The organism is Pseudomonas pudica (assembly GCF_015680405.1).
GTDB classification, from domain to species: Bacteria; Pseudomonadota; Gammaproteobacteria; order Pseudomonadales; family Pseudomonadaceae; genus Aquipseudomonas; species Aquipseudomonas pudica.
This window is the reverse complement of record NZ_JADLJS010000019.1, coordinates 42,978-64,272: the sequence shown is the minus strand read 5'-3', so window position 1 is coordinate 64,272 and position 21,295 is coordinate 42,978. Positions and strand designations below refer to the sequence as shown.

Annotated in this window: 22 protein-coding genes; 6 read left to right on the top strand and 16 right to left on the bottom strand. The window is 58.0% G+C overall.

Going from position 1 to position 21,295, the window contains the following annotated elements:
- Positions 1-431: 431 nt before the first annotated feature.
- Both ligD and IRZ77_RS15190 read left to right on the top strand, forming a co-directional pair.
- Positions 432-1,388, top strand: coding sequence for a non-homologous end-joining DNA ligase (gene ligD / locus IRZ77_RS15195; RefSeq protein ID WP_196173841.1), 957 nt, complete (start codon positions 432-434; stop codon positions 1,386-1,388).
- A 26-nt stretch (positions 1,389-1,414) separates the two neighbouring features.
- Entirely contained in the window at positions 1,415-1,729 is a 315-nt protein-coding gene (locus IRZ77_RS15190) for a hypothetical protein (protein ID WP_153670797.1), read from the top strand.
- A gap of 14 nt (positions 1,730-1,743) precedes the next feature.
- Here IRZ77_RS15190 and IRZ77_RS15185 read toward each other — a convergent pair whose 3' ends face one another.
- From IRZ77_RS15185 to IRZ77_RS15175, 3 genes are read right to left on the bottom strand one after another with little or no spacing between them, the layout of a single operon-like run.
- The gene (locus IRZ77_RS15185) at positions 1,744-2,643 is read right to left on the bottom strand and encodes an alpha/beta fold hydrolase (RefSeq protein WP_196173840.1); all 900 of its coding nucleotides are present in this window, start codon (positions 2,641-2,643) and stop codon (positions 1,744-1,746) included.
- A 23-nt stretch (positions 2,644-2,666) separates the two neighbouring features.
- Positions 2,667-3,707, bottom strand: a complete 1,041-nt coding sequence (locus IRZ77_RS15180; RefSeq protein WP_153670795.1) for a MerR family transcriptional regulator — start codon at positions 3,705-3,707, stop codon at positions 2,667-2,669.
- A 32-nt stretch (positions 3,708-3,739) separates the two neighbouring features.
- Positions 3,740-4,606 carry a class I SAM-dependent methyltransferase gene (locus tag IRZ77_RS15175; RefSeq protein ID WP_196173839.1) on the bottom strand — a complete coding sequence of 289 codons (867 nt, stop codon included), beginning with the start codon at positions 4,604-4,606 and terminating at the stop codon, positions 3,740-3,742.
- Between the two features lie 455 nt (positions 4,607-5,061).
- Between IRZ77_RS15175 and IRZ77_RS15170 the strand changes: the two genes are divergently transcribed.
- Entirely contained in the window at positions 5,062-5,535 is a 474-nt protein-coding gene (locus IRZ77_RS15170; protein ID WP_196173838.1) for an OsmC family protein, read from the top strand.
- A gap of 321 nt (positions 5,536-5,856) precedes the next feature.
- Here IRZ77_RS15170 and IRZ77_RS15165 read toward each other — a convergent pair whose 3' ends face one another.
- Genes IRZ77_RS15165 through IRZ77_RS15155 form a run of 3 tightly spaced genes read right to left on the bottom strand, consistent with a single transcriptional unit; the run spans position 5,857 to position 7,752 of the window.
- On the bottom strand, positions 5,857-6,066 hold the full coding sequence (locus IRZ77_RS15165; RefSeq protein ID WP_085615073.1) for a hypothetical protein: 210 nt from the start codon (positions 6,064-6,066) through the stop codon (positions 5,857-5,859).
- Positions 6,060-7,334 (bottom strand): Y-family DNA polymerase, encoded by a 1,275-nt coding sequence (locus IRZ77_RS15160; protein WP_153670793.1) that lies wholly within the window; start codon positions 7,332-7,334, stop codon positions 6,060-6,062. The genes IRZ77_RS15165 and IRZ77_RS15160 overlap by 7 nt, the downstream gene beginning before the upstream one ends.
- Positions 7,324-7,752 carry a LexA family protein gene (locus tag IRZ77_RS15155; RefSeq protein ID WP_019097710.1) on the bottom strand — a complete coding sequence of 143 codons (429 nt, stop codon included), beginning with the start codon at positions 7,750-7,752 and terminating at the stop codon, positions 7,324-7,326. The genes IRZ77_RS15160 and IRZ77_RS15155 overlap by 11 nt, the downstream gene beginning before the upstream one ends.
- Before the next feature lie 103 nt (positions 7,753-7,855).
- Between IRZ77_RS15155 and IRZ77_RS15150 the strand changes: the two genes are divergently transcribed.
- Positions 7,856-8,575 (top strand): SOS response-associated peptidase family protein, encoded by a 720-nt coding sequence (locus IRZ77_RS15150; protein ID WP_196173837.1) that lies wholly within the window; start codon positions 7,856-7,858, stop codon positions 8,573-8,575.
- On the opposite strand, the gene IRZ77_RS26960 is transcribed toward IRZ77_RS15150, so the two are convergent.
- The 5 genes from IRZ77_RS26960 to IRZ77_RS15130 all read right to left on the bottom strand — a co-directional run bounded on the left by IRZ77_RS26960 (position 8,538) and on the right by IRZ77_RS15130 (position 10,761).
- A complete protein-coding gene (locus IRZ77_RS26960; RefSeq protein ID WP_046615170.1) occupies positions 8,538-8,744 on the bottom strand; it encodes a hypothetical protein in 207 nt (68 codons plus the stop codon). The genes IRZ77_RS15150 and IRZ77_RS26960 overlap by 38 nt on opposite strands.
- A 24-nt stretch (positions 8,745-8,768) precedes the next feature.
- Positions 8,769-8,978, bottom strand: a complete 210-nt coding sequence (locus IRZ77_RS15145) for a hypothetical protein (RefSeq protein WP_019097712.1) — start codon at positions 8,976-8,978, stop codon at positions 8,769-8,771.
- 171 nt (positions 8,979-9,149) lie between these two features.
- Entirely contained in the window at positions 9,150-9,599 is a 450-nt protein-coding gene (locus IRZ77_RS15140) for a carboxymuconolactone decarboxylase family protein (RefSeq protein WP_019097713.1), read from the bottom strand.
- Between the two features lie 143 nt (positions 9,600-9,742).
- On the bottom strand, positions 9,743-10,276 hold the full coding sequence (locus IRZ77_RS15135; RefSeq protein ID WP_108479901.1) for a DUF2514 family protein: 534 nt from the start codon (positions 10,274-10,276) through the stop codon (positions 9,743-9,745).
- On the bottom strand, positions 10,273-10,761 hold the full coding sequence (locus IRZ77_RS15130; RefSeq protein ID WP_196173836.1) for a glycoside hydrolase family 24 protein: 489 nt from the start codon (positions 10,759-10,761) through the stop codon (positions 10,273-10,275). Before IRZ77_RS15130 ends, IRZ77_RS15135 begins: the two co-directional genes overlap by 4 nt.
- A 122-nt stretch (positions 10,762-10,883) precedes the next feature.
- On the opposite strand from IRZ77_RS15130, the gene IRZ77_RS27105 reads away from it, so the two are divergent.
- Together IRZ77_RS27105 and IRZ77_RS15125 are read left to right on the top strand one after the other, a co-directional pair.
- Entirely contained in the window at positions 10,884-11,009 is a 126-nt protein-coding gene (locus IRZ77_RS27105) for a hypothetical protein (protein ID WP_258229905.1), read from the top strand.
- A gap of 146 nt (positions 11,010-11,155) precedes the next feature.
- Entirely contained in the window at positions 11,156-13,177 is a 2,022-nt protein-coding gene (locus tag IRZ77_RS15125) for an acyltransferase family protein (RefSeq protein WP_196173835.1), read from the top strand.
- Between the two features lie 24 nt (positions 13,178-13,201).
- Here the strand turns inward: IRZ77_RS15125 and IRZ77_RS15120 are convergent, their stop codons facing one another.
- The 5 genes from IRZ77_RS15120 to gpJ are packed head-to-tail and all read right to left on the bottom strand — an operon-like array spanning position 13,202 to position 21,292.
- Positions 13,202-13,420: a hypothetical protein gene (locus tag IRZ77_RS15120; protein ID WP_108479904.1), complete on the bottom strand. Its 219-nt coding sequence runs from the start codon at positions 13,418-13,420 to the stop codon at positions 13,202-13,204.
- A 60-nt stretch (positions 13,421-13,480) separates the two neighbouring features.
- Positions 13,481-14,065 carry a tail fiber assembly protein gene (locus tag IRZ77_RS15115; protein ID WP_196173834.1) on the bottom strand — a complete coding sequence of 195 codons (585 nt, stop codon included), beginning with the start codon at positions 14,063-14,065 and terminating at the stop codon, positions 13,481-13,483.
- A gap of 8 nt (positions 14,066-14,073) precedes the next feature.
- On the bottom strand, positions 14,074-14,559 hold the full coding sequence (locus tag IRZ77_RS15110; protein WP_196173833.1) for a hypothetical protein: 486 nt from the start codon (positions 14,557-14,559) through the stop codon (positions 14,074-14,076).
- Between the two features lie 11 nt (positions 14,560-14,570).
- A complete protein-coding gene (locus IRZ77_RS15105; RefSeq protein ID WP_258229906.1) occupies positions 14,571-15,575 on the bottom strand; it encodes a hypothetical protein in 1,005 nt (334 codons plus the stop codon).
- 44 nt (positions 15,576-15,619) lie between these two features.
- On the bottom strand, positions 15,620-21,292 hold the full coding sequence (gene gpJ / locus IRZ77_RS27300) for a TipJ family phage tail tip protein (RefSeq protein WP_196173831.1): 5,673 nt from the start codon (positions 21,290-21,292) through the stop codon (positions 15,620-15,622).
- Positions 21,293-21,295: the final 3 nt, after the last annotated feature.

The following is a 21,295-nucleotide window of genomic DNA, read 5'->3' as shown; positions in this document are numbered from 1 at the left end:
TATGTGTCGCCGAAGCTGTGATGTGCTTCCTCCTGTATCTGTACACATGCCGGGGACACCCCTCAAATACCAGGAAAACCCTGTAAAATCAGTTGTTTGAATCAAAGCGCAAGCCTAAAAACAGCCTCCTTCCCTGTACAAGCGGATACAATAGAATCAGGCGTTTACGGATGCATTTTGGGGAAAAATTACGCACCCAGTACTGCAGCAGTAGCGGAAATAATCGACCGCAGGCCGCGACCAATGCGGCCTGCGAATCGAGCCTGTCTACCATGGTTCGGCCAGCTTCGGCGCCCCGAACCAACCTTCCCCGGCGTTCTGCCGAACGACTCCCTTCCTTTGTGTAGTTGCTCACTTCTTGTCGGGTCGAAGGCACCTTTCCTGCCCGGCAAACTCCATCGGAAACAACCCGAGCCTGAGAGGTGGCCGTCATGCAGCCCCCTACGGTACCGTGCCCTGAACGGATCGCGCCGCAGCTCGTTACGCTGGTCAGCCGGCCACCCGCCGGCGCCTGGCGGTACGAGATCAAGTATGACGGATACCGGATGCTGGCCAGGATCGATGGCTCGGTCCAGCTGTTCACCAAGAACGGTTACGACTGGACAGACCGTATGCCGCTGCTGGCCGCGGACCTGGCCCGGTTGGCTGTGCATTCGGCCTGGCTCGACGGCGAGGTGGTTGTTCAGGATGACGATGGCCGGCCGGCGTTCCAGGCGCTGCAGTCTGCCTTCGCCACCCGGAATACCGACCACCTGGTGTATGTAGTTTTTGACCTGCCCTACCTGAATGGCGTGGATCTTCGCGGCGAGCCGGTGGAGAAAAGGCGCCAGACCTTAACCGACCTCCTCGACGACTCCCCGCTTGACCTGGTGCGTCTCTCCGACACGCTCGACGCTGACCCTGCCCAGCTGCTGGCCAATGCCTGCCGCCTAAAGCTAGAGGGCATAGTCGGCAAGCGGGACGGCAGTCGGTACAGCGGCGTGCGCGATGGGAGCTGGGTGAAGCTCAAGTGCGGAAACCGGCAGGAGTTCATCATCGTGGGTTACACCCGGTCATCCGCCGGCATCGGTTCCCTGCTGCTGGGCCTGCATGATGACGATGGGCGCCTGGTGTATGCGGGCCGGGTAAAGTCCGGATTCAGCGGGACCACCCTGGACGATTTGAGGTCGCGGCTTGGCACTCTGGCCCAGACGGCCCCGGCCCTGGCACATCCACCCAAGCTGGAAAAAGGTCTGACCGTTGTGTGGGTTGCCCCTGAGCAGGTGTGCGAGGTGAAGTTTTCAGAGATCACGCCGAGCGGCAAGGTGCGCCACGCCGTGTTTGTCGCATTGCGAGACGACAAGCCGGCTGCGGGCATCAGTTTGGAGAGCGACATGGAGCCGCAGTAGGCGGGGCGAATGCCCTAGGAGGCATTGTGTACGAGGTGTTGGTTGAAGCGGAGGCCAGTGTGCTGCAATGCGAGATCACCGACCTCGTTGACGAGCAGTCGAAGACCGGCGCCTGGTCGAGCGACTGGGACACCCATGGCTACAGGGAGTTAGAGTTCCGTGTGGTCTCCGGTCAGTGGCTCGATCCAGACGGTACACCCCATGACCTGGGCATGAACGGCTGCGCAGAAGTTGTCGACCGATACGCCGAGTTCATCGAAGAAGAGTTATGGGCGCCCTGCCCTGCCGATTCAATGAAAAGGTGGCAAATTCTTTCCGCCCTTTTCCCGAAGCACAAGTGACCGAGACGCTGGGCTTACGGTTCAACACCATCTTTTGCCTTTATCGATGGAGCACCTTGAGCATCAGCAAGCCAGTTGGCAATGGCGCGTGCGACAATGCCCGAACACTCAACCATCATCATGTGCTGTTCTCCTTCGATCAGATGCAGCGTCGAACCTGCTATTCGATCGGCTGTTCGCTTCATCGCGCCTTCTCCGAAGAACTGGTCATCCTCCCCGCCAATAACCAAAGTCTGTGCCTCGATGCTGTTCAGCCAATCTGCACGCTCGCCGGAACATTCCAATAAAGCATTCAGGTAACGAACAATCGTTTGGGTATTCCCCATATGCTGAGCCAGTAGCTTACGACCAAGCCAAAGTGCCGCGCGTAGCAAGGCGTTTCGCCATGGGCGCCGAAAGACAGTGGTGAAACTCTCCATCAATGCAACGTAATCTTGAGCCAGGACATGGGACACTTGCTGACGAACCAACCCCCTGCCGGTTTCACCAAGCTCGTGAGCGCTTGAAACAAGAATGAGCCTGCGGACAAGGGCAGCGTTCCGAGAAGCGAGGCGCAATGCCAGGATGCCCCCGAATGATATACCGACCAGGATAATGGGCCCAAATCGTCGAGCGACCAGCTCCGCCATACGTTCCGCAAGTATCTCCAAGGTCGCACCTGGTACTGCATCGGGATACCCAAGCAAGACGAACGAAGTATCTGCAGGCAGAATTCGGGCAATTCGCCGACAATCCCTGCGCTGACGGCGAGGCGTCTGCTGCCGCACAAATCCTTGTCCACCGTTAATCACAACGACTTCCGGCGGCTTTTCACCAAAATGAGTGTACGGGATACCACGCGCTTCGCAGAACTGGATAACGGGACCTGTTGCCTGCGATTCGATGCCTGGACGTAAAGGATATTTCGAAAACATAATCTATGGTTTTAGTGTATTCATCATGCGCCGGGCGCCTGGACATTCGCGCTTTCAGAAACCGAAGCGACGGCCTTTTCAAGAAACTTCAGCAGACAGGGATGGAGCCAGGTACCGACGCGCAATTCTTCTTCGGACTCCTCTGCACGGCGTATGGCCTGGAGTGCGGCGTCGTCCAGTGCCAGCTTGTGCCGCATGGCCAGCCACGACCTTGCGATCAGCTGCACCTCGGCGCTCGTGGCTGGACAATGAGCGTTGCGCAGGACTTCCAGGCTATCAAGCAGGCCTGGCCACTCCCGCATCACGCCGATGTAAGTGCGCCGCAGGTGTTGATAGGCGTTGGGGCTCAAATGCTTGCGATAGATCAGCAGGCGGTGCTCGCAGAACGCCTTCAGGATGTACTCTCCAAGCTGTGGAGAAAACCCCGTATTAAACAGGTCCTCCCCGCGCGAAGTGAGCAGATTGTCCACGCGCACGAACATTCCAGCGTTTGACCGCGTGTCTTTTTCCACCAGCGCTATCCAATCGCGTGCCGCACGGCGAGCAGCCGACGCGCGTGGAGACACTCCCTTTTCAAACAATGCCCTGAGGCCATCAATACGCTTCTGCCAAGGAGCCGCAAATCTTCCGTTAGCTCCAAGCAAGGGCAGACTGAGATCATCTTCACTGAGATGGTGGCGATAGAACGCCATCGCTTCCAGCGTATTGAGGCAACCCGCCTCCGACAGGTCTTCTTCAAGTAGTGCCCGTTGCAAACGTTCCAGACGGGTGCGAAGCCTCTGCTGATGCGCTATCTCGGCATCGACACGGATCAGCTGCGCAGAAAGAATGGCCGGGGTTGAAAGTGTTCCTTCACACAGGATCTGGCGGATTTCACCCAGAGAAATGCCCAGCTCGCGAAGCGCCAGGATTTTGTTGAGCCGTTGGATGTCTGCCGCTCCGTAAAGCCGATAACCGGCATCGGAGCGAACTGACGGTTCAAGCAGCCCGAGGTTGTCATAGTGGTGCAATGTGCGTACCGAAAGCCCCGCCCGCTTGGCAAGTTCGCCGACTTTTAGCTGCACGGCAATGTCCCCTCACGCCAATTCAATGCACATTAGCCTACAGTTGCGGTGAACAGGCGCAAGCCACCATCCACGGCCTGGAGCCCATCTCGTCGACGCATGAAGTAGCGTGCGTTAATGGCTTCCGCATCCAGGCATTCCACATCGCAGAACCCGTTACAAAGGAGCATCTCCATTAATTGAGCGGGATCAAACGCGCTTAGCCAAGGCTCCCCTGCGGCCGCGAAAGACCGCGCAGCCATCTCTTCCATCCATTGCTCTACCGGTGACAGAAACTCGCGCGAGATGCGGGCATCGAACACAATCTCGCTCTGGGAAGAATAAAGGGAAACCTGGCGGATGATCGCCGAAACGACTGAGGTTTCCAGGTAAGGAAGCACGCCCAAGCAGCTGAATATGGTCGGCAGCTTCGGATCAATTCCATGGTTACCGAGCAGTTCCATCAAGGGGGCTTCAGCCAGGTCGGCGGCCAGAAAGACCACGTTGGAAGGAACGGAAATGCCGCTCTCCTTCAGACGGTCAAGTTTCCATTGCTGGGTCTGCGCTTGATCCAGTTCGACGCATCTGACGTTGTCAGGGATGCGAAGGAACAGCGTGTCCAGGCCTGCTCCCAAGATCACGACCTGGCGAACTCCGGTGCCAATAGCGCGAACGACCCTGTCTTCCACAAGCCTGGTGCGTGCGACCACAGCGGCGCGCATTGTTCGAAGCATGGGAGCGTTGTGGACATAGGGGTCAACGAGCGTTTGTCGCGCCAGGTTGCTGCCCAATATGTCGAACGCGTGTCTATCATGCAAAAGCGTGGGCTCATCGAGCAGTTGATGGACCGCACGTGCAAGGGCCATGGTAAGCGCTGACTGGCGGCGGGGAATGCCATCGAGCAGTGGTTGCGGGTTCATGTTTCAATCACATCCCATTGATTTCAGTTGACCATAGAAATGGTCAACCCTCCCGTAACGTCAGGGTCAAGTCCGTTTTCCCGTTCCTGTTCGACTCTTTCGCCCATCAGGATCAGCCACCAGGGCAAACTAGTTGTTCAGCTCAGAGAAACAGGCTCATGTAGCCAAGACAACATTCCTATCTGCACCGTCCGCTTTCGACCCATAGCTGACATTCAAGGCACAGGGCTGATTCAGAATTCGTTAGCTTTTTCACGTCAAGACACGCCAGCAAGCACTATCAAACCAGCCATAAGGCTATCTCTCTGGCCGGACGCATTGCTTCCGCGCAAACAATGCATGCGCCAATGCAAACAGGAGAAGCTGGTTGGGAGCCACACTGAGCGCGCAAAATTACAGTGCCAACGCGAGAAGAGCGGATCATCTTCCGGGCATCTTTCAACACAGGAGTGACGATGAGAGAACACAATTATGCTGTCACCATCAATTGGATAGGCAACACGGGTGAGGGTACTGCCAGCTATACGGCTTACCAGAGAGACTTCATTGTCGAGTCACCAGGTAAAGCGCCTATCCCTGGTTCCGCCGACCCTGCTTTTCGTGGTAATCCCGAATTCTGGAACCCTGAAGACATGTTGCTGGCATCGATCTCGTCCTGCCACAAGCTCTGGTATCTTCATCTTTGCGCGGTCAACAACGTCCGTGTATTGGAATACGTCGATCACCCCGTGGGCCGCATGATCGAAGGCGATGACCAGCGCAAGGGCCATTTCAAGGAAGCAGAGCTAAGACCTCAGGTCACTATTAGTAGTCAATCAGATAGAGATCTTGCAATGCGCTTGCATGACGATGCTCACCACGAGTGTTTCATTGCCAACTCGGTCAACTTCCCAATCCGATGTAGGGCTGTTATCGACTATCAAAATTAACCCCTCAAAAGCTCTTTCGTCGGTATCGGCCCGGACATCTAAATGTCTGCATGGGGTCGATGGCAGCCACCCGAGGACAGCAGCTATCGACCCGGAGCGAACACTGATCCAGAGCTCTGTTGTCAGTGCAGGCCTCATCGCCGGCAAGCCAGCTCCCACAGGAACATCACCAGCCTTCAGGCATGCGCTGTATCTGTGGGAGCCGCGCTTGCCGGCGATGGCCGCGAAGCGGCCCCGGTTACAGATGTTCGCTCTGGGTCGAAAGCAGCCATTCACGACCGGCGACAAACGTCCCCCTAGCCGCCGGGCGCATCGAGCGGCTCAAGCTGCCACTTCATCCTCAATCAGAGCCCACAACCTAGCCGCCTCGGCAAACTCCAGCATGTCGGCCAACTGCCCCGCATCAACGTCCCCGCGTCGGTGCGCAGAAATCGCGAGTTCAGCAAGCACCCCGGCTCGGCCATCCGGATCGGCTACAAGAGCGGGCTGATCATTGAGTTCGGCCAGCCAGGCCGCTGGCAGGCTCAACATTTGACCGTCCACAGTTGATCGATACGCGTTGTATAGGATTGGCTCATCATCTCCCTCCTCATCCCCCAGTCCGGTGTCGCCGGCACGCTGGCGGCTCGCATTGTCCCCCTTCCCCAGCGCTCATTGATGTCATCCATCACCTGCATGAGCCGGTCACATGCCACCGATTGCTTGAGCGCGAACAAATCCTCTGAAAACTCACCTGGTTGCCGCAGGTCCATCAGCAGCACCTCGGCCTTGCTGTAGCGGAACCCAGGCCTGAAGATCCTCCCGACTGCATCGGTGGCCAGTCGAGTCATCAGCAGCGTGTCGCAGGTTGGGTATGGAAGTTCTACCAACGCACCCTGGGCGTGGTGCGCCTCCTCCGGATTGAACATCCCGGTACGGATGCTGATTCGCATACGCTTGCAAACTGACCCTTGAGCCCGCAGTTTCTCCGCAGCGCGGCCAACGTAAGTGGCCACGGCCTGTTTGATCGGCGCCAGCTCGTTCAGCCGCTTTCCGAACATCCGACTGCAGCAGATCTCCTGTTTCGGCGGTTCGGCCTCGTCCAGTTCAAGGCATGGCGTGCCAGCGAGCTCTCGGGCCGTCTTTTCAACCACAACGCTAAACTTCTGGCGGAGTGTCCAGGCGTCAGCTTTGGCCAGGTCCATGGCTGTGCGGATACCCATCGATTCAAGGTGAGCGGTCATACGCCGACCAATGCCCCACACTTCCTTCACCTCGGTATTGCGCAATACCCAATCGCGCTTGAACGGATCGGTGATGTCGACCACGCCCCCCGTCTGTGCCTGCAGGCGCTTGGCCGTATGGTTGGCCAGCTTCGCGAGGGTCTTCGTGCAAGCAATGCCGACGCCCACCGGAATTCCCGTGCACTGGAAAATCCTCGAGCGCAGCTTTCGCCCGAACTGGGACAGGTTTTCCTGAATGCCGGAGAGGTCAGCGAAACACTCGTCGATGCTGTAGACCTCTGTTGCCGGCACCATCGATTCAATCAGTGTCATGACGCGCTCGCTCATGTCGCCGTAGAGCGCATAGTTGCTGCTGAAAGCCATGATGCCGTGTCGGCGCAGCTTGTCCTTCGCCTGGAAAAACGGCTCGCCCATCTTCACAAATGGCTTAGCGTCGTAGGATCTGGCAATCACGCAGCCGTCGTTGTTGCTCAACACGACGATCGGGGTCTTGGCCAGGTCCGGGCGAAACACGCGCTCGCAGCTCGCGTAGAACGAGTTGCAGTCGATCAGTGCAAACACCTGATCACTGCGCATGGTCACGAACGCTGTAACGCACAACGCCCCATATCACGAGCTCGTCGCCTTCCATGATGTACCGCGGCGGATATGCCGGGTTCTCGGACTTCAGGATGACCACCCCATCGCGGCGGTGCAGGCGCTTGCAAACTGGCTCGCTGTTAACCGCGGCAATCACCACATCGCCGTGTTCAGCCTCGCGGCCGCGATCGACGATGACGATATCCCCGGAATAGATGCCTGCCCCTTGCATGCTGTCGCCTTCGACTTTCACTAGATACACATGGGGCGCGCGGAGGTCGAATAACTCATCAAGGGAAATATGGCCTTCCAGGTGGTCCGCAGCAGGCGATGGAAACCCGGCCGGCACGCGAAACGAATACAACGGGAGCAGTTCGGTACCGCCAGTTGGCGTACCTAAGAAAGTGATAGTCATGGTGGAAGGTCCGAAGCAGACTGTATGCATATACAGTAAATCCGGCATCGGCTGCCCGGTCAATCCTGGACGGTGAAAATTCTGACGGGCGAGAGGGGGAAATATGTGCGGACGATACTCGATCTATGAGTCGATGGATCACTACCTGCGCCAGCTATCGCTGGACCTGGTGGTGATCAATGGGTACGACCATGAACCCATCAGTCGTTTCAATGTGGCGCCTTCGACCCGGGTCGAGGTAATCCGCAGAGTAGACGAGGGGCTGAGTGTGGATAGAGTCAAGTGGGGATGGTCGCCTTTCTGGGCGAAGGGGAAACGCCCGGACCCGATCAATGCTCGGGCCGAGACCGTGGTGATGGGAAAATTCTTCAAGGCTCTGTGGCCGAACGGGAGAGCTTTGGCGCCGGCAAATGGCTGGTTCGAATGGGTTCCAGACCCTGCAGACCCCAAGCGAAAGCAGCCGTACTACATCACGAGCGCCGATGGCGGACCTCTATTTTTTGCCGCGCTCGCAGAAGTACATCAGGGTCTGGAGCCAGATGAGCGGGATGGATTTGTTGTCATCACAGCCGCTGCTGATCACGGCCTGGTCGACATCCACGACAGAAAACCCCTGGTGCTCTCGCCTGAAACCGCGAGGGAATGGCTGGATCCAGCCACATCAGGCGAACGCTTGGAAGCTATTGTCGAGGTTGGATGCCGGCCGGCACGAGACTTCCGATGGTTTCGAGTTGGCAAGGCGGTGGGGAATGTTAAGAACCAAGGCCATGAGCTGATTGAGCCGGTCAGTGAACAGAACCGCCAGGGCGACCTAGAGCTCTGAGCTGGTAGTCGGTTACCGCCTGGAACTGCGATTCGGCAATTAGCCGCAGACGCTCCACCTCTTCCGCCGGCTCACCCGAAGCCTGGGCCTCGTGATAACGCTTCATAGCGTCCACGGCGTTGGTGTACATGGGATGGTCAGGGTAAAGGATCGGCGGCTTACACTTCATCGGGGTTCCATCCTAAGAAGGCCATCACTGAATGGTAGCCGGTGCCCGACCTGCTTGGATTAACTGGTAATCGATAACCGCTTGGTATAGCGAATCCGCCAACAGGCGTAGGCGCTCGACCTCTTCAGGCGGCGCGCCACCTGTTTCCGCATCACGATGGGCCCGGACCGCTTCCAGAGCTTTCAGTAGCAAGGGCTCACCAGCGAGCGCCATCCCTTCCAGCGTTCTTTTCACGGATTAATCCTTTGGTGGAAGTCAGTGCATTATAGGCCGCTTCGCCCCAGTGCCCGCTATTCAGTGGATCGAGGCGATGCGGCGACAATTGACCCTGACTTCACACCCCGATAAGGCGGAAAACCGAGCTCCACCTTGGCGACTTCCTTAGCAGGGTTAGGCGGTTGACAGCTACGCCTTCGCGGCAGGCTTGAGTCTGAACGTAACCCCCATCCTGTTGAAAGCGTTCATTGCAGCAATCGTGGCAGTCAAATCTACCAAGTCTCGCTCGTTGAAGACCGCGGAGGCGGCAGCGTAGGCCTCGTCCGAAACATGGGTTTCTCCCACATTGGTCACCTCTTCTGCCCACTTCAATGCAGCGCGCTCTAGATCAGAGAATAAGTGTTCCGCCTCATGCCAAACCGCGACTAGCAGCACCTTGTCAACTGACATGCGGCCTTTGATCAAGTCGCGAGAGTGAAGATCGATGCAGAACGCGCAACCATTGATCTGTGATACTCGAAGGAAGACCAGATGTATCAACTCCGGAGGTAGATTCGTTCCGGTGGTTACATAGTGGTGTAACCCGGTCAGCGCTTTTGCTGCACCGGGAGACTTTTCAAACCAATTCATACGAGTCATACATACTCCATAAGCGCTTTCGTAAAACACAGACGCATTTTATTGCGTACGCGGCTCGGCTCATGGGTCCAATCCGCTGTAATTTCTGGGTTCCAATAGGTGGCTAGGGCGCTTTTCTGCCTCCCTGCTTCCCTGCTTCCTTGCTATGGAGAGAACTTTCCAAAACCGTCGATCACCGCCTCGCATGCCAGGCCGGCTATTCGGCTTCGCTCAAGCGCCGTCGCGAGGTCTCCCGCCATTCGGTCAGCTTCTTCAAGCAATCCCCCGAGCACCACGACGGCAGAGGTTCCTGCTTGGCGCTGCTGGGCAGCGATGGTGTCGCAGGTGGCTCGGTGACCGGCCCGCAGTCGGGCGATCTCACCGCGCAGCCCACCAGCAGCAGACTCAGCAGCATCGGCGCGGTCTTGGGCCAGTTCCAGTTTCTTACGCGCACTCTCACCCTCCTCGTCCGCCACGGCTTGGCGGCGCTGTTCTTCGGTTCTGGCCTGGGCAGCGGCGCGCCGGTCACGCTCGGCCACCTCCAGGCGGTAGTCGGCCAAGACCTTCTCGGACCGCGCAGTTTCCGCGCGCGCATCAGCCGCAGCCCCGTCAGCAACCACCACCCGGTACTGCTGGCCACCGGCGACCAGTACCAGTGCGAGGAGCCACCAGCACCAGGCTGGTACCGCGCTGTTCACGCCAGCACCCCACCCAGCTTCGGCCACTGATCCAGCAGCTTTTCCAGGCGGTGCGGGTTTTGGCCGTAGCTGTTGCCAGGGAAACTGGCCCAAATGTTCGAGCACTTGGCGATCGCCTGCTCGATGCGGCCTGCCTTGATGTCGTCCAGGGCTCGCTGCTCGCGGATCTGCTGCAGCGCGATGCGGTCTTGGTTCTCCGGCGTGAAGCCGCCCGCTAAGCGAAGGCTGACCCGGTACGCATCCCAGTAACGTTCGAGCAGCTGGTACCGGCCGGCAGCCGTGCTGGTCACAGGCTTGCCGTTGATGGGGAATGTCAGCTTGCGCCGCGGGTGGTCCGCATAGCCCTGAAACAGGCCGCCGCCGTACAGAACGTTGTACCCGTCGTCGCTTACTCTGACGGTTGAGGTGCCTTCAGAGAATGCGATCAGGTCCAGAAACCGGAGCACGTTCACGCCTCCGGCCTGGGTTTCGGTGAGTCTGGCCATGTTTTCTCCAGGCACAAAAAAGCCCGCGCTAGGCGGGCTGTGTGAATTTGGTATGAGGATCAGTTCTGCTTGTACATCTCGAATATCTTCTGCGCGTACAGGGAGTGACCATAGTCATTCGGATGCAACATTACGCCGGCGGACGTGCCGAGGCCAACCGCTCAGAGAAGTGCGCATTCGTCGCCAGCGCCAGCGTTGACGTTCGCCATCTCTACCCGGCTGGCGATGCCTTGAGCAACGACTCCTAGCTTCGCGCCACACGCTACGCCTTGGCATAAGATCCTAAGGGATCCAGATGGACTGGATACACCAGCAATGCCTTTTAGCTATTATTGCTGTCGCTAGGTCAACGGTTCAGTTGCTTAATAGGGTCGCGACAACAATGACAAGTACAATGATAAAGTCCCAAGTTCTGCGAAGGGATGTCCATTCAGAGGGGAATGGCTACCGGGCAGATATCGACGGCCTCAGAGCCATAGCGGTCCTGTTGGTGGTGCTATACCACGCAGGTCTCCCGGTGCCCGGCGGATTCGTCGGGGTCGATGTTTTCTTCGTTATTTCGGGCTATCTGATCACAGCTATACTTCGACGCGAAATTCTGGATCGAACCTTCACATTCCGCTCCTTCTACGTCCGCAGAATAAAGCGGTTGATGCCAGCTTATTTCTTCTTGCTGGCATGTACCACCCTCTATGCAGGTTTGTACCTGCTGCCTGATGACATGATTTCCTATGCTAAGAGCGCAGTGACCTCACTCGTAGCCTTGAGCAACGTCTACTTCTTTAACGGCACTGGTTATTTCGGTAATGCTGCTAGCGAGCCGCTTTTGCATACATGGTCGATCGCGGTTGAGGAGCAATTCTATATCGTGTGGCCTGTGCTGCTGCTTGCGCTTTCATGGATTGATAGCAAGCGTGCAGCCCGCTATGCCGTGGCAGCCATCCTGCTGGCATCTCTTACAGCGTCCCACTACTACGCAATCAATCATAAAAATGCTGCCTACCTCCTTCTGCCATTCCGCTTTTTTGAATTGATGATTGGAGCCCTTTTAGCCCTTTACCAGCACCGCGTGGCGAAAACGATGAGACCAGGAGCGACCGCCGCATTGGCTGGTCTGCTACTGATAATCGGTAGCGCATTTGCGCTGGACAATTCGAGTCCGTTCCCAGGCTTATATGCGCTTCCAGTTTGCATCGGTACGGCGATGATGATAGCGAGTGGATTCATCACAACCAACCACATAGGACTGCGGTACCTTACGCTACCGCCTATTCGTTACATTGGGAAAGTATCCTATTCCTTCTATTTGTGGCACTGGCCAATATTGGTGCTCGCTCAATACCGCGGAATTGAACTTACCACAGCGAACGCCTGGATCCTTATATTTACCGCATTTACAGCGTCGTGCTTCAGCTACCATTTCATTGAGACCCCATTCAGATCCATTAAAGCCAAGAGATTCGCCAGCGTCGCAATACCAATGTATCTCATCCCCGCGCTACTGGTATGCACCGGGGCGTACGCAATCTTCAAGAATGACGGCTTCAGGTCGCGATCTGGCGAGTTGATCTCTGAACTGGAGGATAAGAACACCTCACACGTACAAAGAGCGCAATGCATTAGCTTGTTATTGGTCGGAAACTACGAACAGTGTCACCTAGGCGTATCAAAGAGTGAAGTTGACGGACTACTGATCGGCGATTCATTTGCCAATGCTTACGCACAGTTTGTAGACGTGCTTGCTCGGGACGCAGGCTTAATGATCCATGACACCACAGCGGGCTCTACACCAGCAATCCCAGACGTTTTTACCAATGACTCGCTAAACAAACTCCCTCAGGAAGAATGGAAAAAAATCTCCGACTACAACACTGCGAGATTTGAACTGGCCAAATCAAAAAAACTTGTAATAATTTCTAACTTCTGGAACAACTACGCAACTTGGCAGACAAGATTTCGAGTCCATAACGGATCATACGAAGACGTGAACGACCGTATCGATGAATTGCAGTTCGACACAATAAAAAAATACCTAGACGCCGGCGTAATAGTTATAATCCTAGTTCAGCCATACGCCGAAATTGGAAAGACTGAAGTTAATCGACTGCGCGAGGAGAAGTTACGACACGCAATCATTGATGAAACGTACAAGCCCGTACAGGCCGATACAGACCGCATAGAATATAAAATCAAAGCCAAATTCCCGCAAGTCATTCTGATTGATCCGAACAATGTCCTTTGCGACTCAGGTAGATGCAATGCAGTTGTCGGCGGAAAAATAATCTTCCGCAACGACGGCTCGCATCTAAATGCCGTAGGAGCCGAAAAAATTGGGGAAGAGTATTTGAAGAGGTTTGGAAACCCGCTTGCGGGATTGGAAAACACCCAAGCCATTCGTCGCTCTAATGGAACGTAGCAATAACTTCTATTACTGGAGTACTCATTCAACGACCTCTTGTACTGGCTGCTCTGCAGCCTCCTCCACGGACACGGTGACCTTGGCGGAATAGCGCTTTAGTACCTGTGCGGTGCGGACGATTGCAGTTGGCTGCTCCTCCAGCAGCTTGCGGGCTGCGGCATCCGCCACCTGCTCGGTCGCGTACTCGTTCTGGTGGATCGGGTCAAAGTTGTTGCTGCTGTTGATGACGATGAAAGGCATGGGTTTTCTCCGGGCAAAAAAATACCGCCAGGCGGCGGTTGAGTTGGGTGTTGCTGCGAGTCAGGCCGGTGGTACAGGCCAGTCGATATCAGTCGGCCAGCCAGCCTGTTCTGGCACTCGGTTGAGCAGTACGCGGAACCGTTGCCAGTCCGTGAGTTTTTTCGCCTCCGCCTCGCTGGCCATCCCCAGGGCCACGGCATCGGCCAACGGCGCTACGGCCTGGTCAGCTTCCCTGCGGAGCTGGGCAATAGTCGTGAGCGCCAGCGCCTCAGCCTGTTGGGCTGGGGTCTGCATCAGGCTCCAGTCGATCTGAGCGAAGCCAAGGGTCGGGAAATGTTCCTCGACCGCCTTGCCGGGCAGAGCGACGCGCCCGTCGGGAACATCTACCAGGTCGCGAGGGAAGCGCTCGGCTTCGGTTGACTCAGGACTATTCGGGAAGAAAAGAGTCAGCACCACTTGTCCGCCAACACGCTGGATGGGCCCAGCTACCCATGCCGAGCCGATAGCGTTGGCCGGCAGTGAAGCCCCGTCCACCAAGTTGGCCAAGTCAATCGTCAAACCGTTGATGTTGAGCTGCTCGCCGTTCTTCCATACAGCGAGCTGCTGCGGCGGGTACATTTCCTGGGGTGTAAGTTTGATGATCATGAATGCCCCTATTTCCACCAGCCAGTGCCAGTGAGCGACACGACGTTTTGTGCACGGGTGACGCTAGAGATGAACGCCGCCCCGCTAGGAGTGGCCCACGCAGTCGGTGATGAATTGTCGTACCCAGTGACTGGCACGTTCGAGACACCTAACCCGACATTAGTACTGGCCTGAAAAGCGAATGGCCAAGTCACGTTCTTCACCACGTTGGCGGAATAGCCGGTGAACGTCGCAACACAGATCAGTAGGCCGCTGGCGAACTGGAAGTAGTAGCCATTGGTATTTGAGCCTGATCGCATAAGTGCTCCGGCTGCCGGGTCCCCCATGATCGGTGCTGCTGCAGCGATACCTGCCGGAATTGCTCCATTGGCGGGCGCTCCCAAGGCGCTGTAGAGCTCGTTGAAGTTGTTGATAGCTTTCAACCAGGCGCTCCGGCGGTCATCCCCGCCAGCACCGCTGGGTGCGGTGCCGAGGTTGATAGTTTGCTTGGCCATATCATTCCTTGCTAAAGAGTAGGTCGGGCTGCGAACAACGTTCGCCCGTTTGGATCAACTGGGTTGATTGCGCCGTAGTTCTCGGTATAGGCCTGTAACATATCGCGTCGCCCGTTCAAGAAGCCCGCAATAGTGGCTAGCCATGGACTTGTAGTTCCTGCAGGAACGTACGTTGGCGAAAGTAATGCATTAGCCAGAAAGTAGTCACCCACATTGTTAGTCCAGGGCATCTGACAACTAGCCGCATAATATCCGGCACCAACAATTGGGCTTCCCGCCACTATGAAAGAGGTGGTTGTCGGCTGGCTGTTTAAGCGAACAATGTTGTTTGTGGATGTGAATATGTCCACCCCCGATGCATCACTCACTGTGGCGCCATACGCTCCGACAGACACCGGACTGGCTGAATAGCTGCCCACGAACCAGTCCACCTGCATGGCTTCCAGCCATACGGGCCCAAAGTCAGAGTGCATGTATTTGGCGACTCGCCAGCCAGTCCAGTTGCCTGGCTGCCCCAACACATAAAAGTTCGAGAGCATCAAATGCCCAGGGCCGTTCACGAAAACAAGCGGACGTTCATATGTCGTTATCGGCGTCGGAAAATCATATCCATTGAGGAACGGCTGATCCCTGTTCGCCCACGATGGAAAGGTAAAAGAACCTTGATACATAACATTCAAGACCCGATTAACCGAGTCGATTTGTGATTGGATGTTATTGTTTACCGATCGCACCCCATACTGACCAACTGCTGTAAATGGGGCTCCACCGCTCGACAAGACCAGAACCTGCCACGTCTCGTTGAACCCACGTCGAATTGTAAGAAGCCCAGGCGAGTACCAGGCCTGTGGAGACCAGTTAGTCGTCGGGCTCGATGCCGGCGCCAACCGGTCCACCACCACAAAAGAGTCACTTTTGATTTCTGGTATCGAAAAGGTCTGCTCAAAGCTACCGTCACAAGTTACCTGTAGCATCTTGAGGGAGCGGATTGGCGTGCTTGCGGTGTCGAGTGTCACCCTTGAGGATGCATCCTTCGTCCTCAGCCCATATAGAGCAGCCATCAGGTAAGCCTCCCAACCGCAACACGTTCAACGCCATTCACGTCGTACACATAGAGTCCTCCATTGTTCAGCAGCGTGGAGCCCTGAGCATCCTGGCCCCGCAGCGTAAACGTGCCCGCAGCGAAGTTGATTTCCAGCAGTGGGAGACCTTGGGCGTTCAGCGCAGCAGATCGAATCGTCATCCCGGCTACAATCTGCTGGATGAACGCGGTATTGATCACCGCCTGGTTGATGAACACCTGTCCGCCTTCGACTACGAACGGCAGGATCGTCTGGCCATTCAGGCTGTCGATAATCGCTAGGCGTTGGGCCATCAGCAGGATCTCGCCCTCCTCCCCATTGCTACCGATCGCGATGCCCGAGACGACCTTGCGGCCGCCCTGGTTTGTCTCGACCTTCAGCGTGGTTTGAGCCGACACCCTGCCGTTGATGTCAGCCATGACCTCGCTGACCTGCTGGACCGACGCATTGGTCTGGCCCATCTGCGCTTGGACCGTTTCAACCTGCCGCCCCATAGCGATACCGTCCTCGATCCGGGCCGATTGCTCAGTCCAGACACCCACCAGACCACCCGCGGCGCCAGCCAGGCCGGACGCATCACCCTCCATTTCCGGGTTCACCTGGACATAAAGCCCATCCAGGCGACTGGCCTGCGCGGTTATGGCCGTGCCCTGCTGCTTCACAACCGTGTCCATCTGGCTGATCGCAGTAGCCTGAGCGGTGACCGCCCGAGCGCTAGGCCCAGCGACAAACGGTGACGGGGTGTTGCTCTCTCCGACCCGCTTTTCGACCATGATCGAGTCCACCACCATCGAGGCGCTTGGCGCTGCATGCCGGTTCGGGTAGATCAGTAGACCGACCTTGCCGCTTTCCGTGATGGTGATTGGGAACGTGATGCGCGTACGCTCGGTGGTATACGGCTGGGTCGCCGATCGAGAGGTCACTCCGTTGTACAGGTTGACCATCATTGAGCCGGACGTGCCGCCTTTCACATGCATCGACACAAGGTAAACACCAGGTTCAACCCGGATGTTGAAGGCCGCCGGATTGTTGGTCGGAGCTAGCACGATGTACGAAAACAGGCTGTCGGTGTCTGCCTCCAGGGAGTAGCCGAACCCGGAGTCAGCCTCGGGCACCGCCACCCCAGTCTTGGTCAACAACGCGCCCCCAGTGACTGGCAACGCGGCCGAAGTCAACCAGCTGTAGGCAATGTCGAGCAGATTGGCGCCGTTCCCCCCAATTCCTCCGACGCTGCTTTGCAGTTGCGTCAGAGCCTGGCCCTGGCTGGTCAGCATGTTGCCTTGCTGGGTGACACTCGCGCCGAGGGTGCTGATGGCATCCGCGTTCGCTGTATCGGCAGCGGTGACGCGGCGCGCGACGATGTTGCACCACAGCGATCGACCTGTGCCGTCCGCCGGTTCAGTACGGGTTAAAAACCGCGCCGATACGGCTCCCGCCGGCGCAGTAATGCGCCCGGCGTGAGACTTGAATCCTGTCGCCGCAGCCACTATCGAGAATGCGTTGAAATAGCCCAAGTTGGTCCCGGCCTTGTCAAAGAACTGCATCTGCAGCCGGGCAGTTTGGCCAGCGGTCATGTAGCCCGGCCAGATATCTGCCGACAGGTCGAACTGCTCGCCGCCAGCAGTCACTACGTTTGCTGCCGCCCCGCAGAAGCTGTTCGTATAGAACGACACGCCTTTGCCGGCGGAGGGATGCGCCGAGACATTTGTTATCCGGGCATCACCGGTCCAAGGGTCAGTCAGGCCATCCTCGAAACTGCCACGCAGGATCAGGTTGTCAGGTTGCTGACCGATGGACGCCTTGATCTGAGTGAGCGAGGTGCCCTGGGCAGTCAGCGTGTTGCCTTGGTTGGTGACTGCGGTTTGCAACGCCTGCAACGCAGAGGCGTCAGCTTTGGCCGCAACTTGAGCGAGCGCACTAGCGGCAGCTGCTGCCGCATCGGTGGCCACCTTGTCGGTTACCGCAACCCAGGCGGACCCGGTCCAGCGCTTCGGTGTGTTCGCCGCCCCCGTGGTATCGATCCACAGGTTCTGCGCCAGGCGCTTATCCGTTGCCGGCTCGGTGCTGCTGTAGATCACCTCCCCTTTGCCGCCGGCCTTGTCGGATGCCGCTTGGGCAGCCTGCTGCGCAGCCGTCACGTTTCCGTTTGTGGTCTGCAAGCTGCTGCTTACGCCCATGATGGCCGAAGCGTTCACCTCATCACCACTGATCCGGGCGGTGCGCTCCTCCACAACGGAGGCCACGGACGCCGAGGGCGCGATCTGGCCCACAGCGATCCAGTCGATTTCGAACACATCACCAGCTGACGCGCTAAGCCACAGGTAAAACCTGGTGATCGTGCTGTCCGACCAGTCGGACCCGCCGACAGTCAGCTGCGACATGTCCCACTCCAGCACCATGCTCTGACCGACCGCCAAGCCTGGGTCCGGGATGACTTTACTGTAGGACGAGCTTGAGAAATGGTTAGCTGTCGCATAAGTGACCTGCCCGCGCCATCCGGTACCGGCTCGACGAGTGATCCTGCAGCGAATGCGGTCATGATCGCGCCCATTGATAGACACAACCGGACTGTTGAGGCAAGCGTTGATGTCATTGTTGGTTGCGATCAACCGCCCATTCTCCACCGCCAGGCTGCAGCGGGTGCCCGACCAACCTTCTTCGATCGCGGCAAAGCCAAAGTTCAAAGCGGTATCGAACCCACCAGACTCGGCCCGGATTGTTGCAATCTGCGAAGCCAGGGCCGCGTCCGCATTGGTTCGCGCCGTGGTCTCGTTGCTGATTGCCGACGAGTTGGCCGCGCTGCTGGCCGCCACGGTGTCGATCCGCTGCCCCAGAGCCGTGTCCGCATTGGTGCGCGCGGTGATCTCCGACTGGATGGCAGCAGCGTTCCCCCCCGCCGAGGCAGTGACGGTGTCAATGCGCTGACCCAGGGCGGCATCGGCCGATTGGCGGGTCTGCGCCTCGCTGGTGATGGCGGTGCCACGCGCCTGGGCCTCGGCCAGCAGGCCCTGAGCGCGTGCCGCCGCCTCGGCGTCGATCGCCTGGGTGCGCGCCGTCGCTTCGGCTGCAACTCGCTGAGCGACAGAGCCTTCCAGTGTGGGCGGACCCGAGATCAATTCGATCTCTTCCCGCAGCTCCGGATACAGAGCGCCATTGGTGATCTTGTCCTTGAAGTACTCCTCGTATTCCGATTGGTCGCTGCTGGCTTGGCCGTTCACCCCGACACCAGTTGGATACCATGGACCGACATTCCCGCTCCGATCCACTAGGCGCGCCCAGTAGAAGAAGGAAACGCCCGCGGCAAGACCGTGGATTTCGTGCTCAGCCTGCGGATAGGCGAAGTCGCCGAGTTTGGTGGCGTCGTTACTACTGGTCGTCGCGCTCTGCCAGATCTCCGTCCGCTCGGTGTCTTCGGCGCCAGCCGGGAAGCCCCAACTCAAACGAGTTCCGTATACGAGTGGTGTCGTGGAAAGGAATGCAACCGCGGGCGGCAGCCCCTCTTTCCCCTTCAGCTGGGTCAGCGTGGAGTCGCGCCAAATCGAGGTAATGTCGAACGAGCTGACTGCACGCACACGGGCAAGGTAAGCGCCCGCGTAAATCCCTACCACATCGACCGAAGTCGCACCGGTACGCTGAATTCGAACCCAGTTACCATTGTCCTTCCGCCATTCGACGTCATAAGCAATTGCGCCCTGTACTGCCGGCCAGGCGATCGTCATGGTGTTGACGCCGATACCCTGGTCAACGGCATAGGCCGATGTCAGCGTCACGCTGGCCGGCGGCTGCACGGTTGTCACCGGGATGATGCTGATCGGGCGCTCATCCAGCTTGGCACCAGTGTCGATAGCCGCAAACTTGCTCGGATTGAACTCGAGGGCGGTGATCTCGTACTCGCCTTCCTGGGTGCGCGTCGTTTTCAGGACGCGGAACAGCTGGACCGCCAGGTCCTCATAGTCGATCGCCCATTGCAACTCGGGTTCTGGCTCCACGCTGTATGCGGTAGTGACCGTCACGGAGCGGCCAGAAACGGACTGCACGGTACGAGCCTGGGCGGTGCCGTTCGGCAGGTTCAGGATCAGACGGTCACCGGCCTTGATAGGCGTGTCACGGTCCAGCGTCACAACCCGGCCAGCGGCCGCCGAAATCCGACCACCGTTAGGCCGGCCTGCCACCAGCTCGTCAGCCACAGGGATGACGAAGCCAGGCAGCGGGATGCGGCCTTCCATGCCAGTCTTGAAGGTGACGGTGCGATCCTGACTGTTGCTCAGCAGCGCCCACTTACCACGGCGCTGGGCCTCCGAGGCCCGTGTGCACCCGATAGCCGAAATCTCTACCGGACGATCTCGGTACCGTCTCTGGAGTGCCAGGTCGGTCACCGGAATCACGTCGGTGTCGTAATTGTTGGCCGGATTGTCGTAGCTGACCAGGGCGCGGCTGTAGTGGGTGTTGCGCTCGGCCCCGCCATACACGAACTCGCCGTCGATGACGTTGGCTCGGGTGAACACGTAGTCGATGTCCTGGGCGCGCGGCATGTCCGCCTGCATGAACAGCGAGCCGTGAGCCCAGTACACCATGCCACGGTAGATGGCCGAAAGGTCGCGCAGCAGGGTCCAGGCTTCGGCGCGGCCCTGCAGGTTCATGTCGCACAGGTAACGCGGTTCCTGGCCACCCCGCCCATCCGAAACCAACTGGTCGCAGTACTGGGCGATGCGGTACATCTCCCATTTGTCCACCATCCATGACTTGATGCGCTTGCCCAAGCCAAAACGGTCCTCGACGCACAGGCCGTAAGTGACGAACGCCGGATTGTTGGTCCAAGCCTGCTTGAAGGTGCCATCCCACACACCGGTGTAGGTACGGGTCACCGGATCGTAGTTGGACGGCACGGGCCAGCGCTTGGCCTTGCACTTCACAGTCACGGCCGGGATGTTCTGGAACTGTTGTGCGTCGAACTCGATGTAGAGCAGAGCCGTATTCGGGTAGCGCAGCTTCTCGTCGATGATCTCGGTGTAGCCGGCAATGGTCATCGTGTCAGCTACGGTACCGCTGTTGGCATTCGGGGTAATTCGACGCACACGCATCATCCAACCGGACGTTGCCGCCGGCAAATTCACCCGCACCGAGCGCTGATACCCGTTTGTAGTTTTGCCGTCCACCGCCCCCAGGTGAGCCTCGACGTACGCGCCGCCATCGGTGGCAATGTCGATGGCATACTCGATGCGGTAGCCATTGGTGTTGCCGCTGCTGTCCTGCTGGGCCAGGCGCGGCCAGGACATACGCACGCGCACGGCCGACAGTTGGATGTTGCTCAGCGCCCGGGTGAACGGGTTGTCGCTGCGCAGTTCGACGTTGACGGTGGTCTCGCTCTCCACCGACGGAATACCCTGGATGTAGTCCTGCTCGACGGAGCCAGGGCGCCACTCCCACTTCACACCCGGGAAGTTCACGTTGCCGCTGGCGTCCATGATCGGCGTGTTGTCGAGGTAGATGTCGCGATCAGTCGGCGTGCCGTCGAACTCACCTTCACCCAGGGCCAGCAGGATTTTGGCGATGTTCGTCGACTGCAGGCTGTCAGGAGCCTCGACGGGTGTCTTCGGTTTGCTCCCGCCACCCTTGCCGCCGGTGATGTCCAGATGATCTGTCGGGCCCATGCT